General features: G+C 50.9%; 14 protein-coding genes and 1 pseudogene. 10 read left to right on the forward strand and 5 right to left on the reverse strand.

Annotated elements, in window-relative coordinates:
• Positions 1-124 precede the first annotated feature (124 nt).
• The 3 genes and pseudogenes from ACFMKP_RS08905 (at position 125) to ACFMKP_RS08915 (ending at position 2,735) form a co-directional block, all read left to right on the forward strand.
• Positions 125-1,390, forward strand: a complete 1,266-nt coding sequence (locus tag ACFMKP_RS08905; protein WP_382291049.1) for a hypothetical protein — start codon at positions 125-127, stop codon at positions 1,388-1,390.
• Positions 1,391-1,526: 136 nt separating this feature from the next.
• Positions 1,527-2,168 carry a lamin tail domain-containing protein gene (locus ACFMKP_RS08910; protein WP_382291051.1) on the forward strand — a complete coding sequence of 214 codons (642 nt, stop codon included), beginning with the start codon at positions 1,527-1,529 and terminating at the stop codon, positions 2,166-2,168.
• Between the two features lie 78 nt (positions 2,169-2,246).
• Positions 2,247-2,735: pseudogene (locus ACFMKP_RS08915) on the forward strand (VOC family protein).
• On the opposite strand, the gene ACFMKP_RS08920 reads toward ACFMKP_RS08915, so the two are convergent.
• Positions 2,732-3,631, reverse strand: a complete 900-nt coding sequence (locus tag ACFMKP_RS08920) for a LysR substrate-binding domain-containing protein (RefSeq protein ID WP_382291053.1) — start codon at positions 3,629-3,631, stop codon at positions 2,732-2,734. The pseudogene ACFMKP_RS08915 and the gene ACFMKP_RS08920 sit on opposite strands and share 4 nt — an antisense overlap.
• Before the next feature lie 115 nt (positions 3,632-3,746).
• On the opposite strand from ACFMKP_RS08920, the gene ACFMKP_RS08925 reads away from it, so the two are divergent.
• Complete coding sequence (locus tag ACFMKP_RS08925; protein ID WP_382291055.1) at positions 3,747-4,343, forward strand: protoglobin domain-containing protein; 597 nt, start codon at positions 3,747-3,749, stop codon at positions 4,341-4,343.
• Positions 4,344-4,397: 54 nt separating this feature from the next.
• Here ACFMKP_RS08925 and ACFMKP_RS08930 read toward each other — a convergent pair whose 3' ends face one another.
• Together ACFMKP_RS08930 and ACFMKP_RS08935 are read right to left on the reverse strand one after the other, a co-directional pair.
• Positions 4,398-4,871: a DUF4345 domain-containing protein gene (locus tag ACFMKP_RS08930; protein WP_382291057.1), complete on the reverse strand. Its 474-nt coding sequence runs from the start codon at positions 4,869-4,871 to the stop codon at positions 4,398-4,400.
• Positions 4,872-4,970: 99 nt separating this feature from the next.
• Positions 4,971-5,732 carry a hypothetical protein gene (locus tag ACFMKP_RS08935; protein ID WP_382291059.1) on the reverse strand — a complete coding sequence of 254 codons (762 nt, stop codon included), beginning with the start codon at positions 5,730-5,732 and terminating at the stop codon, positions 4,971-4,973.
• 131 nt (positions 5,733-5,863) lie between these two features.
• Here ACFMKP_RS08935 and ACFMKP_RS08940 point away from each other — a divergent pair, with 131 nt between their 5' ends.
• A complete protein-coding gene (locus ACFMKP_RS08940) occupies positions 5,864-6,343 on the forward strand; it encodes a hypothetical protein (RefSeq protein WP_382291061.1) in 480 nt (159 codons plus the stop codon).
• Between the two features lie 9 nt (positions 6,344-6,352).
• Here ACFMKP_RS08940 and ACFMKP_RS08945 read toward each other — a convergent pair whose 3' ends face one another.
• A complete protein-coding gene (locus ACFMKP_RS08945; RefSeq protein WP_382291063.1) occupies positions 6,353-6,814 on the reverse strand; it encodes a hypothetical protein in 462 nt (153 codons plus the stop codon).
• 159 nt (positions 6,815-6,973) lie between these two features.
• On the opposite strand from ACFMKP_RS08945, the gene ACFMKP_RS08950 reads away from it, so the two are divergent.
• Positions 6,974-7,456 (forward strand): hypothetical protein, encoded by a 483-nt coding sequence (locus ACFMKP_RS08950; protein WP_382291065.1) that lies wholly within the window; start codon positions 6,974-6,976, stop codon positions 7,454-7,456.
• Complete coding sequence (locus ACFMKP_RS08955; RefSeq protein WP_239583890.1) at positions 7,449-7,661, forward strand: helix-turn-helix transcriptional regulator; 213 nt, start codon at positions 7,449-7,451, stop codon at positions 7,659-7,661. Before ACFMKP_RS08950 ends, ACFMKP_RS08955 begins: the two co-directional genes overlap by 8 nt.
• A 46-nt stretch (positions 7,662-7,707) precedes the next feature.
• On the opposite strand, the gene ACFMKP_RS08960 is transcribed toward ACFMKP_RS08955, so the two are convergent.
• Positions 7,708-9,363, reverse strand: a complete 1,656-nt coding sequence (locus ACFMKP_RS08960; RefSeq protein ID WP_382291067.1) for an FAD-binding dehydrogenase — start codon at positions 9,361-9,363, stop codon at positions 7,708-7,710.
• A gap of 396 nt (positions 9,364-9,759) precedes the next feature.
• On the opposite strand from ACFMKP_RS08960, the gene ACFMKP_RS08965 reads away from it, so the two are divergent.
• Genes ACFMKP_RS08965 through ACFMKP_RS08975 form a run of 3 tightly spaced genes read left to right on the forward strand, consistent with a single transcriptional unit; the run spans position 9,760 to position 13,579 of the window.
• Positions 9,760-10,902 (forward strand): iron ABC transporter substrate-binding protein, encoded by a 1,143-nt coding sequence (locus ACFMKP_RS08965; protein ID WP_382291068.1) that lies wholly within the window; start codon positions 9,760-9,762, stop codon positions 10,900-10,902.
• 42 nt (positions 10,903-10,944) lie between these two features.
• A complete protein-coding gene (locus tag ACFMKP_RS08970; RefSeq protein WP_382291070.1) occupies positions 10,945-12,540 on the forward strand; it encodes an ABC transporter permease in 1,596 nt (531 codons plus the stop codon).
• A gap of 10 nt (positions 12,541-12,550) precedes the next feature.
• Positions 12,551-13,579, forward strand: a complete 1,029-nt coding sequence (locus tag ACFMKP_RS08975) for an ABC transporter ATP-binding protein (protein WP_382291072.1) — start codon at positions 12,551-12,553, stop codon at positions 13,577-13,579.

Consider the following 13,579-nt stretch of genomic DNA (forward strand, 5'->3'; position numbering starts at 1 on the left):
ATCCTCGGTTTTCCTTGGTTCAGCAAGCTATCAGCCAAACTTCATTCGTTGCTCAGTATGTTTGATCGAGCGTACTCTATACTGCAACGAAGATAGATCGTTAGTGTCAGAGAAATGAGGATTGATGATGCGTCGATGTTTTATGCTGATCAGTCTGCTGTTGATTGGATGTATGCAGCAACCAGCCCAACCGAGTCCGACGGTACTGCCACCAATAGCAGCAATTTCGCCAACCCAAGCAGTGCCAGCCACCTTACGTGCCCCCACCACTGAACCAACGCTCCAGCCAAGCAGTGTGCCAACCGCCAGTTTTGACAGTTCTACGCCGACAAGCGAAGCCGCACCAACTAGCACACCAATCAGCGCACCGCCGTTTACGGCTCCAGTCGATTTAATTGTTGCTGGCTTAGACATCAGCCGGACAACGATCATCATCTCGCAACTCTATGGCGATAGCGAAACCAGCCCGATATATACGATTCCATGCTTTGCGGAAGCTGGCTGTGATGATGTTAATATTTTTTCGATTCCCAACCACCAAGAACTTGCGTTCAAAATCAATGCTCGTGGCGATAGCCGTCTATACTTAGTCAACCTTGAAACCCAAACCCATAGTCAAATTGCCGATCAACTTATATCATTTCGCAGTGACGTTGTGGCTGCACCCGATGGCAACACACTAGCCTTTATTAAAATATATCCAGAAATGCGCAAGGCTGCTCCGATGAACGAAACTTCGATCTGGGGCTACGATCTGACAACCAAAGAACTGTTTGCGATTACTGATTGGGGTTATTACAATCTCGACATTCATTGGTTGGATTCGACCAATCTTGTGTTTTGTATCGGGCGCGTAGCAGGGACGAGTGCTTTTGAAACATGGCAGGTTGCAATTGATGATCTGGAACCGCCAGAGTATCGAATCAAAGGGAAATTTATTGCTGGGCAGATCGATCCAGCACGCTGGTTTTTGCTCAACGATCAGCAAGGACTACGCCAGCTTAATCAGTATTTCCCTGCTACTGCTGAGCTTATTCACTATTCTGAGCCTTTTACAACGACGGACGGTATGGGCAATGCGAAAACCATAACCATGCAGGCATCGCCTGATCTGCGCCAAGCCTTGCTGATTGAAAACGATAATCTGCTGAAGCAAAGTACTGTGACGATCATCAAATCGTCTTCAACAATCACATTGAGCATTCCCTATCAATATTCCTATAAGGGCATTTTTTGGAGTTCGGATAGTCGCTATGCCTTTATCATGGCTGGTGGGGCAATCATTCCGGTTGATCCTGAGCAAGCTATGCTTTTTGCGCCAATTCCGCCACCGACCAATCTCAATATCGATGATGGCTTTGGTTCGTTTCTTGCAGCCCGAGGTCATTAAGCAAGCTCACATTTGCTCTGGCTTTATGCGCTAGAATACAGACGCTTACAGTTAGCACACCACGCAGCACCATTTACTCATGCTGCGTGGGCTTTTGATTGTATCCCGCAATGGTATGCAATCGAGGAAGGTTCACATGTTTCGTCGTTTTGTTGTCGTCGGCTTAAGTTTGCTTGCTGGATTATTGCTGATTCAGCAGGTGCTTGCTGATCAATCCAGCCCAAATTCAACATCAGCAATGGTTAGCCTTGGTGGTGGAAGCCTAACCCCTACGCTTGCACTGACTCCCACCGCAACGCTCACACCAACCGCAATTCCAACTGCCGCGCCAATCAGCCTTGATAACTACTTGCCAATTGTGGTCAAAGCGCCGCCACCGCCAACCGCTACGCCAGCACCGATTCCAACTGCTACGCCGATTCCACCAACCACAATTCCGCCAACGCCAACATTGGGCACGGTCAATCCAAGCTGTGATGGCGCGGCCAGTTCTTCCCCTCCGAACTATCCCGTTGCGATTACCAATGTCAACAAGGCTGGCAATCCAGAAACCGTGACGATTCGCAATACCTCGAATCAACCTGTCGACATAAACAACTGGTGGATTTGTTCAATGACTGGCAATCAGCGTCATGCAATTCTGAGTGGCACGTTGGCTCCAGGCCAAACCTTGGTCGTTGTTTCGCAGGCAAATGGGCCGATTTGGAATAACACGGCTACCGATCCTGCGGCTCTTTATCGCCGTGATGGATTTCAAGTCGGCTATCGCAGCCAATAGCGGCATATTGGCCTGTGGTTGGTATGCTTTATGCTGGAAAATTGTGCTCGTTGTTGATGCAACGAAAGGAGTAGCCTGATGGCAACTATTGCCCACAAAATCGTTCCGCATCTGTGGTTTGATACCCAAGCGGTCTAGGCAGCAAATTTCTATTGTTCAATCTTCCCCGATTCGCAGCTTACCAGCAATACCACTTTGCCAGATACACCCTCAGGCGATGCGACGACGGTTACGTTTACGCTTCTGGGCCAGCCGTTTAGGGCGATTAGCGCTGGCCCGTTGTTCAAATTCAATGAATCGATCTCGTTCATGGTGTATTGCGACGACCAAGCCGAGGTCGATTATTACTGGGAGAAACTTTCAGCAGTGCCCGAAGCCGAGCAATGTGGCTGGTTGAAAGATCGTTATGGGCTGTCATGGCAAATTGTTCCCAAAGCTATGAATACCATGCTCGAAAACGCTAATCCAGAGCAAATTGCGCGGGTTACCCAAGCCATGCTCGCCATGAAGAAATTGGATCTGGCAGCACTGCAACAGGCCTATGCTGGCGAACAAGGCTACGCTTAAGCCTCACGCAGGTGGGCAGTCGCCGTTTGCACAAGCTCGCTAAAGGCTTGGGTTGCATGACAGCGGTAGACATCGCGTTGCCAGAGCAAGCCAACTTTGCGGGCAGGCGTTGGGTTGATTAATCGAATGCGCGCCAAGTTTGCTGTTGGCCGATCATTCAGGCTCAAGGCTGGCAAGACAGTTGGCAGCCCTGTGCGTTCAACCACCGCCAAAATACTGCTCACCGTGTTGAGTTCCATCACGATCCGGGGCTGGGCGGGAGCCAAGCGCGCGCTTTCTTCCCACAGGCGGCGGGTACAAAAGCTCTTGGCCAGCAGCACCAATTCCATTGTATCAAGCGCGCTAACTGCCACTTCCTGCTGGCTAGCAAGCGGATGATCGCTGCGCACAATCAGGGCTAAGCGTTCCTCAAACAACTCCTGGCTAGCCAAAAGTTCGTGCGAACTTGGCACAAAACTCAAGCCCAGCTGCAACTCGCCTGCGACCAAACGCTGTTCAATTGTGTCTGCTGGTGCTTCCTCGATCAACAATTTAATCCGTGGGTGGCGGTTGGCAAAGCTGGCGGCGAGCGCGGGAATCAAATAATCGTTGACTGTTTGCACAACGCCAATCGTTAATTCGCCTCGTTGCAAGCCTGCCAGCTCGCGAATTGCCGTTTCTGCTTGCTGCAACTCGCCAAAAATCCGCTCTGCATGCTGATATAAAATGCTGCCTGCTGCGGTCAGGCTTACACCACGTTTCGAGCGATTGATCAGCACGGTGCCAACTGTTTGCTCTAAAACTTGAATTTGCTGCGATAACGCTGATTGCGAAATGAACAGCGTTTCGGCGGCCCGCGTAAAGTTGGCCGCCTGCACAACCGCAACCAAATAGCGTAGTTGACGTAATTCCATCATCACCTCAGCTTATCAAAAGGATAAGATCTATCTGTTAGACTAATTATAGCAGGCGGGCTAGAATCGTGGTGTTGAATGTTCGCGCCATTGAATGGCGTTGTTTCTGGAGAACCATATGCCTTCGACAGCATCGATTCCTGGCTATACCTATGGCAGCGCTGAGCTGGCCGAATCGCCATTTCGCTTAGACGATCTTGCCATTCTCAAACAGACGCTGCTTTTTACTGAAGCTGACGTGACGTATTTGCGCATGGCCGGCACTGTGCTCGAACCGCAAGTTGAGGCGATTTTGGATGTTTGGTATGGGTTTGTGGGCGCGCATCCGCATTTGGTCGCCTATTTTTCAACCACTCAGGGCACTGTTCTTCCCGATTATTTAGCGCGGGTTCGTGCCCGATTTGCCCAATGGATTCGCGACACAACCCAGCGCGAGTATGATCAGACCTGGCTTAACTATCAAATGGAAATCGGCTTGCGCCACCATACTGAGAAGAAAAATCATACCGATGCTGCTGCTGGAGCGCCAACGATTATTCCGCTGCGCTATATGGTTGCATTTATTGTGCCAATTACGATCACGATCAAAGAGTTTCTCAAAGCTGGCGGCCATAGCCCAGAAGAGGTTGAACAGATGTATGCTGCTTGGTTTAAAGCGGTAGTGTTGCACGTTACGCTGTGGCTGCAACCCTATGCTCAGCCAGGCGAATTTTAATTCTTTCATGCGCTCTCGCCCGTGTTCAGTAGGCGAGAGCGCATGAAAAAACGATTATGGATGCGCAACCTCTTGCCCAGCGCGTGGCTGAGCGGTTGTGGCGAGGAGATCGCTTTTCAAGGCTTGCCTCAACCACCAGTGTAATCCCAGCATCAGCCCAATTTCGGCAATTAACGCAATTAGCAATTCGCTGCTGAACAACACGGCGAAATTATTGGCGCTGAAGCGCAATAACCCACCGACAATAAAGGTGCTGAATATCGTTTGCAGCAGCAAGCGATATTTAGCCAAATCGCGCACTGCTAGCAGAATGCACACGCCTAAAGTGCCAAAAACCCCAGCCAAAAATCGAAAATGGCTATCTTGCACGCCATAGCGCAGATTATTTGCGTCGGCAACTTGCGGCGGCGCACCTTGCCAGCCAAGCGTTTCAAACCCACCAATTCCAAAATCGAGGCTAATATACAAACTATACAAACCCACTAAAACCAACACCATCTTGAGGCCGATCAAACTTGCTCGTTGCATACATTTACTCCCATTTCAAGGACTCTATGCACAATACAAGTTGCCGTAGGGTTAACTGCAAGTCTTGGTAACAATTATTCATTTTTGTTCAGGTTTGCGCTAATGAAATTCGTTGCTGAGACTACTAAGCAACAGGCGTTTTTTGCTCAATTGATAGGCCTGCTCGCCAACGACCAGCTGTTGATTGCCAAACGTAAAGCGCCAGCGCTGGCTGAATTGGCTTGGTTGGGCAAACCAAACAGTGTGTTGCTGTGGTTCAAAGACTAGGCTCAGTTGGGTTGGAAAATCGCCTGCGGTTTGTTGGGTTGCAGCCAAAATAGCAAAGGCTTGATCAACGTCTGGCTGCTGTTGATCCAATAAGTGCTGACAGTTTAGGTAGCGATCGGCGCTTGGTTGTTGGCTCAAGCTGGCTACTGGCGTGCTATGCAACGAAAAATTGGTCTGAATCAGGCTCTGCTCGTGTTGGACTAGCCCGGTTTGGCCTGGCTCTAAAATGCCAATTTGGCCATGCTCATCGCGCAGCAAACTATGCACGCTATGATTCGGCACATTGACAATCTGTTGGTTTTGTAGCGCAGCAAAATCAATTGCTCCGGCCAGAAATTGCTCAAAAATTTTCATAATATGAATGACATTGTTGCTGCGCCGATAGGCTCCGGCAGCTGTGGCAGGCAGCATTTGCAAGTTCATAAAGTGGCCAGCGCTGGTGAGGCCAATTGCTGGCAACCATTGGCCCTGCTCCGATTGTACAATCAATAATTGGGCTGGATTGGGCATGCTCAAGGCGATTGGGCGCGGCCCAATATCAAAATTCATCGCCACCAAGGCTTGGGCCTGGTTAATTGCAAAACTGGTACACATACATCCTCTGCGCGTAAAATGATTAAGCATGGTATACCCACAATGCCGCTCATGCCAATCCTGCTTTGGCCCGATCCATAGCCTTGCTACTCCTTCTATAGTCGAATTCTAGTAATTAAGTGAGGTTTCCCATGGATGGAGAATGGTTCCCACAACAGTACTATGCAGCACTTGACATCAACGCTGCGCCAATTCAACCGACCCTGCGCGAGCTTTTAGCGCCAGCTACGCCTGCAAGCACAGGGTTGCACGAGCTGATCGTGATGCGCGATCTGGCTGCGAGCCTAATTCAAAGCTGTGCTGAATTGGGCATTGCAACCTATGCGCTTTCGTGGTGGTGTCATGTTACGCCAACCAATCGGGCGCTGTATGGCTGTCCCCATGGTTTTGGTGGCCCGCCAACCAATGAGGGCCGCTTCAGCGAATGTGTCCAGTACCCCGATTACGAGATTATTGCGCCACTAGCTGGGTGGCCAGCTTCGCCGCAAGCGATCGCCCAGCTTTGTGCTGCGCAATTGCAACGCTGCCTTGCCCAAAAACTGCCGCTCGAACCGTTTTTTCGGCCTTGTTTGGCTGTTGGGCTATGCTTGGCAGTGCCAGAAACATGGTAACGATCAAGCTTAATCCCATAAGCCTTGTTGATCAAAATCTACCAAAATTGCCCTAAGTTGCGCCTGCTGTATTTGGAGATAGACCGGTTCAGAGGTCTTGATTGCTTGAGTTTGTGCGCTACCATCGAGGATTGGTCCAAACGTTATGCGAATAATGCGGCGGGTTCGGTTGGTCTCAACCATAATTGGCGTTGCCACAAAGCACTCTGCTGCTGGTGGAATCACCCATTGCACTGCTCCAGGCGTAGCTGAATCGGGGATTGTAAGCTGATCAGTTAAGCGCGGCTTGGTTAGCAGATCAATATTGGTGATCCAGCCCTGAGCATCCAAATCGATGCTGACATAGGTATCGAAATTGATGCTATAAGCCCATTCGCGGGCTAGTGGGCTTGAAATTGACATAATTTTCACTGAACGATCATAACTCGCAATTAGTTCGCCATTGCTGCTCGCCGTGCTCATTGTTGCCACATTAAGCCCCGTCGTTGCTGCTCCTTGTGCTTAACACTTGATCCTCATCCTCACATTATAGCGTTTGATAATGTATGCTTGACATTACATAGAGTATACTATAAATTACATCATGTAACGTATACATTACAAAAGAACTATTTAATTAAGGATGTAGTGATGAGCTTTCACGAAAAAAGTGCTTGGGCAAGTTTGCTGGCAATTGGCGTGGTTTTTACCCCATACCTGGTGATTGTATTGCGTCAGCCGTTAGCGTTTGGCATCTTGGTGGTGGCGGTCATCGCCTTAGTGATAATTTTGACAGCCTTTCACGTGATCAATGCTATCAGCAGCAAATTGATTCGTGAGCGTGGCGTTACGCCACCAATCGATGAACTTGATCGCATGATTGAGTTGCGCGCAGCAAAATATGCAGGCTTTGTGCTGGCATGCGCGGTGCTGACGTGGTGTTTATTCGCGATGATTTCTGTGATGGCGTGGGGTGTGAGCGCTGGTGGCGAGCCAAGCAATTTGGCTGAATTTCGCATACCTGTAACTCAGGCTTTAACCGCTGTCCATTGGCTATTTGCTAGTTTTGTGCTGGCCAATTGCGTCTATTATGCCAGCATTGTGGTGGGGTATCGGAAACTCGCTCATGGATAAACTCTTGATTCACAATCGGATTCGCCAACTGCGCTTTGAAGCAGACGAAATGACTCAGCAGGCGCTGGCCGATCATGTTGGCATCACCCGCCAAACCGTGATTGCGCTCGAACAAGGCAAATATTATCCTTCGCTTGAATTGGCTTTTCGGATTGCGCTGCTTTTTGCTAAGCCACTTGAGCAAGTGTTTCAGGTTGATGTTTAACCTATTGGGCGGCGGCAACTCTTATGGTTACCGCCGCCCAATAGGTTTAGGCCAAAGCTTCGGCTGCTGCGCGGCCAGCGGTGCGGCCAGAAAAAATACAGCCGCCAAGGAAGGTGCCTTCGAGCGAACGATAGCCGTGCATGCCACCGCCACCAAAGCCCGCCACCTCGCCCGCAGCATACAAGCCACTAATCGGCTGACCATCTTGGCCAATCACCCGCGCCGAAAGATCGGTTTGCAGGCCTCCCAACGTTTTGCGGGTCAGGATATTCAGGCGCACTGCAATCAATGGCCCTGCGCTGCGATCAAGAATTTGATGCGGTTTGGCAACCCGAATCAATTTATCACCAAGGTAGTTGCGTGCTCCACGCAAAGCGGTAATTTGCATATCTTTGGTAAATGGATTGCTCATTTCGCGGTCGCGGGCCTGAATTTCGCGTTCAATCGAGGCGGGATCAAGCAATGGCTCTGGGGTGAGCGCATTCATGCCTTTGATCAAATCGGTCAAATTATCGCGCACAACAAAATCGGCTCCATGACGCTTGAAGGCCTCAACTGGCGGGGTTGCCCCGGGCAGAACCCGCCCTAACACTTGGCGCACACTTTTGTTGGTCAAATCGGGATTTTGCTCCGAGCCAGAGAGCGCAAATTCTTTTTCGATAATTTTCTGGGTCAGAATAAACCAACTATAATCGTAGCCAGTGTGCATCAGATGTTTGAGCGTGCCAAGGCTATCGAAGCCAGGAAACAGCGGCACTGGCAAGCGCTGGCCAAGCGCATCGAACCACAACGACGATGGCCCAGGCAAAATTCGAATGCCATGGTTCGTCCAAATTGGCTTCCAATTTTGCAAGCCTTCGGTGTAGTGCCACATGCGGTCGGGGTTGATAATTGTGCCGCCAGCAGCTTCAGTAATTGCCAACATTCGGCCATCAACATAATCGGGAACCCCTGCAACCATGGTTTTTGGCGCTTGGCCAAGCCGTTCAGGCCAATTTTTGCGCACTAAATCGTGGTTTGCGCCGATGCCACCAGAGGTCACAATCACCGCTTGCGCCTGCAATGTGAAGCTACCAACGACCTTGCGTGAGCTTGGCACGCCGCGCGCTAGGCTGCTTGGCTCCAAAATATCGCCCTCGATGCCAGCAACAGCCCCGCCATTGAGCAATAATTGATTAACGCGATGGCGAAATTTGAGCGTAATCAGCCCTTTTTGGGCTGCTGCGCGCACGCGGCGCTCAAATGGCGCAACTACGCCCGGGCCAGTTCCCCATGTGATGTGAAAGCGCGGCACAGAATTGCCATGGCCAATTGCGCCATAGCCGCCGCGCTCAGCCCAGCCAACCACCGGAAAAAAGCGCATGCCCTGATCATAGAGCCATTGGCGTTTTTCGCCAGCAGCAAAAGCCAAATAAGCTTCGGCCCATTTGCGCGGCCAATAATCCTCTGGCCGATCAAACGCCGCAGTTCCAAGCCAATCTTGCAAAGCGAGTTCATAGGAATCTTTGATTTTGAGGCGACGTTGTTCTGGGGAATCGACTAAAAATAACCCACCAAACGACCAAAATGCTTGACCACCAAGATTCTGCTCCGACTCTTGATCGACCAAGATGACCTTTTTGCCGGCATCGGCCAACTCGGCGGCGGCGACTAGTCCGGCCAAACCTGCTCCAACAATGACCACATCGGCATCATAGTGCATGGGCGCTCCATTCTGCTGCATTAGGTATTTGTTGATTATACGCCATTTTAGCTGCTTGCAACCACTTAAACACGCTGCCGCTGCTGCAATCTTCTCGGCCGAAATTGAGCTGATTCTTGCTGATTATGCCCAAAGCATAATTTAGTAAATATGAACTTTTATGAACCTACATGAAATGAAATTAGCAAGCAAAAATTGATTGAAATACATTAATTAAATTATTATAGCGCTAGAATAAAAAATAAATCTCCGATTAATTATTTGACATGGCCGATTGCTCAGGCTATACTTCCGGCTGATAAAAACTGTTTTTCCAGATAAAATAGTTTTTAGCATTTGATTAATACTTGCCAAAACTTGCTCAATTGGCGAGCAAGCAGGCTTAAGGAGTAGCTCGTGAAACTTGTGCGTTCTTTGATGCTGTTGCTCTGTTTGAGCATGGTTATTGCAGCCTGTGGTGGTGCAGCAACCCCAACGGCTGCACCAGCAGCACCAACCACCGCTGCAGCAACCCCAACCACCGCTAGCGCAGCCGAGGCTACCGCTACCGTCGAAATAACCGCCGTTGCTGAGGTTTCGCCAACCGTCCCAACCACGACCACAACTGAGCCAGCAGGCGGCAGCTTGGTGGTGTACTCAGGTCGTTCAGAAAGCTTAGTCGCTCCGTTGTTGGAGCTGTTTACCAAAGAAACGGGCATTGCGGTTGAAGTGCGCTACGGCGACACCGCCGAAATGGCCGCCCAAATTCTCGAAGAAGGCGAAAACAGCCCAGCCGATGTCTTTTTTGGCCAAGATGCTGGCGCATTGGGCGCATTGAGCGATCGCTTTGTTCAACTCGATAGCAGCTTGCTGAGCTTGGTTGATCCACGTTTTGCTTCAAGCGAAGGCAAATGGGTTGGCGCTTCGGGCCGCGCTCGGGTTTTGGTCTATAACACCGATGTCTTGACCAGCACCGACTTGCCAGCTTCGATTCTCGATTTGACCAAACCAGAGTGGAAAGGCCGCTTGGCTTGGGCTCCAACCAACGGTTCATTGCAAGCATTCGTCACTGCCTTGCGCGTTAGCCAAGGCGAAGATGTTGCCAAACAATGGCTCGAAGGCTTGATTGCCAACGAAATCAAAGTGTACGAATCAAACTCAGCAATCGTCAAAGCTGTTGCTAATGGCGAAGTTGATGCAGGCTTGGTCAATCACTACTATCTGTTTGCCTTGAAAAAAGACCAACCAGATGCTAAGGCTGCTAATCACTACTTCAGCAATGGTGATATTGGCTCGTTGGTCAATGTTGCTGGCGTGGGCATTTTGCAAACCGCCAAGAACCCAGAAGCAGCTCAAGCCTTTGCAAGCTTCTTACTGAGCGAAACCGCCCAAAATTATTTTACCGAAAAAACCAATGAATATCCCTTGGTTGCTGGCATCACCACCAACCCAGCGATCAAGCCATTGAGCGAAATCACCACCCCCGAGATCGATCTGAGCAACTTGAAAGATCTCCAAGGTACCTTGGAATTGTTGCAAGATGTTGGCGCAATTCAATAATGCGCTGATGTTCGGTGTGCGCTTGGGAAGATTGTTGGCACTATGCTTTTTAAACGGCTTCAATTAACTCGGCCACGCCGCTGGCCAGCACTGGTTTTGACGATCAGTGCTGGCCTCATTGCGTTAATGATGGTGTTGCCGCTTGGCTATTTGCTTTTGCGCACCAGCGAGGCTGGTGATGCTGCATGGGCGCAATTACAACGCCCCGCCACCTTGCGCGTTTTTACTGGCTCGGCTTTGCTGGCGATTACGGTCACTGCTGGCTCGCTGCTGATCGGCTTGCCCTTGGCATGGCTGACCACCCGCACCAATTTACCTGGCGCACGAATTTGGCTCAGCTTAATTATGCTGCCAATGGCGATTCCTTCGTATATTGGAGCTTGGGCGATTATTGCCGTGCTTGGGCCACGCGGCTTGGTGCAACAATGGTTGGCACCGTTGGGTGTTGAGCGCTTGCCCGAAGTTTATGGCTTTTGGGGTGCAGCCGGAGCGTTAATTCTGTTTGGCTATCCTTATATTGTGTTGAATGTGCGGGTTGCTTTGCGCAAGCTCGACCCATCGCTGGAAGAAGCGGCGCGATCGCTTGGCCAACGTTCTGGCCAGATTTTTTGGCGAATTACCCTGCCTCAGTTGCGGCCAGCGCTTGCTGCTGGCAGTTTGTTGGTCGTGCTGTATGCCTTGAGCGATTTTGGCGCAGTTTCGTTGTTGCGCTATAGCTCGTTTACCCGTGCGATTTATCTGCAATATCGAGCCTCGTTTGATCGAACTGGCGCGGCGGTGTTGTCGTTGTTGCTGGTTGGCTTAGCCTGTGGCTTATTGGCTGCCGAGGCACTCAGCCGCGGTCGGGCGCGCTATTATCGTTCGTCTGCTGGCGTTAGTCGCCAAGCAAAAGTTGTTGCGCTTGGGCCTTGGCGTTGGCCAGCCTTAATTTTTTGCGCGATTGTGGTGCTATTTGCGGTGGTTTTGCCCGTCGTGGCGATTGTGGCTTGGCTGATTATCGGCATTCGCTCTGGCCAAGCTTGGAACTTACAACTGGCTGATCTTGGCAATTCGTTGCTGGCCGCGAGTTTGGCTGCCCTCGCAACGATTGTTTTGGCGTTTCCGGTGGTTTTTTTGGCCGTGCGTTATCCAAGCCGCCTAACCAGCCTGATCGAACGCGCAACCTATGTTGGCTATGCGTTGCCTGGCATCGTCGTCGCATTAGCTTTGGTTTTCTGGGGCGCTAACTATCTGCCTTGGGCCTACCAAACCTTGGGCTTGTTGATTTTGGCCTATGCTGTGCGCTTTTTGCCGCAAGCTATCGGTAGTTTGCGTACCAGTTTGTTACAAATCAACCCGCGTTTGGAGGAGGCTGGCCGTTCGTTGGGCCAACCGCCGTGGCGGGTGGTGCTCAGCATTACCTTACCGTTGCTGCGGCCTGGCATTGTTTCGGGAGCCGCCTTGGTGTTTCTTTCGACCTTGAAAGAATTGCCAGCGACCCTGCTTTTAGGCCCGACTGGGTTTCATACCTTGGCAACCGATATTTGGAACAACACCACCGAACTGCGCTTTTCGCAAACCGCGCTGCCTGCTTTATTATTGATGTTGGCCGCCTGTGGCTCCTTGGCCCTGTTGCTGGCGAATGAACGCAAGACCTGAGATAACAACCATGCATGAACCAACCAAATTTGCAATTAATTGCCGTGGCGTGAGCAAAACCTTCAATGCAACCAAGGTTCTGGATCAGATTGATTTTCAATTGCCAAGCGGCAGTTTGGGGGCATTACTTGGCCCCTCTGGCTGTGGCAAAACCACCTTGTTGCGTTTAATTGCTGGCTTTGAAACGCTCGATCAAGGCCAGATTTGGCTTGGCGAGCGCGAAATTGCCAGCGCCAAAACCCATGTGCCAACCGAACAACGCCAGATTGGCATGGTTTTTCAAGAATATGCCTTGTTTCCGCATTTGACTGTTGGCCAAAATGTTGGCTATGGCTTAGAGCGGCAGGCCCGCCAGCAGCGCATCGATGAATTGCTCGAATTGGTTGGCTTGGCCGGCTTGGCCAAACGCATGCCCCATGAGCTTTCTGGTGGTCAGCAACAACGAGTCGCATTGGCCCGTGCGCTTGCCCCCAATCCGCAACTCTTGCTGCTTGACGAGCCGTTTTCCAATCTCGATGCAGGCTTGCGCGACCAAGTACGGAGTGCAACCAAGCAGATTTTGCGCCAGGTTGGGGCCACTGCCCTATTTGTGACCCACGATCAAGAAGAAGCCCTGAGTTTGGCCGATCAAGTGACGGTGATGCTTGGGGGCAAGGTTATGCAAAGCGCCAGCCCACACGAACTCTATTTGCGGCCAACCAGCCAAGCAGTAGCCCAATTTGTGGGTGAAGCCAACTTTTTGGTTGGCATCGCCCGTGATAATAGTGTTGAGTGTGGATTGGGCCAATTGTTGCTGACCAAGCCAATGCATGGCCCTGTGACCTTGATGATTCGACCTGAAGCTCTCCAGCTTGTCCCCGATCCAACGGGCAATGGTCAGATTCTCGGCCAACGCTTTTATGGTCATCACCAACTGCTTGACCTTCAAATTGGCGCGTTGCAACTGGCGGCGCGAACTGGGCCACGGCTTGATCTTGCACCAAATTTACGGGTTGCGGTGAGCGTGCAAGGGCCAGTTGTGGCGTTTGAGACAACCTAG

This window comes from Herpetosiphon sp. NSE202 (genome assembly GCF_042688385.1).
Lineage (GTDB): Bacteria > Chloroflexota > Chloroflexia > Chloroflexales > Herpetosiphonaceae > Herpetosiphon.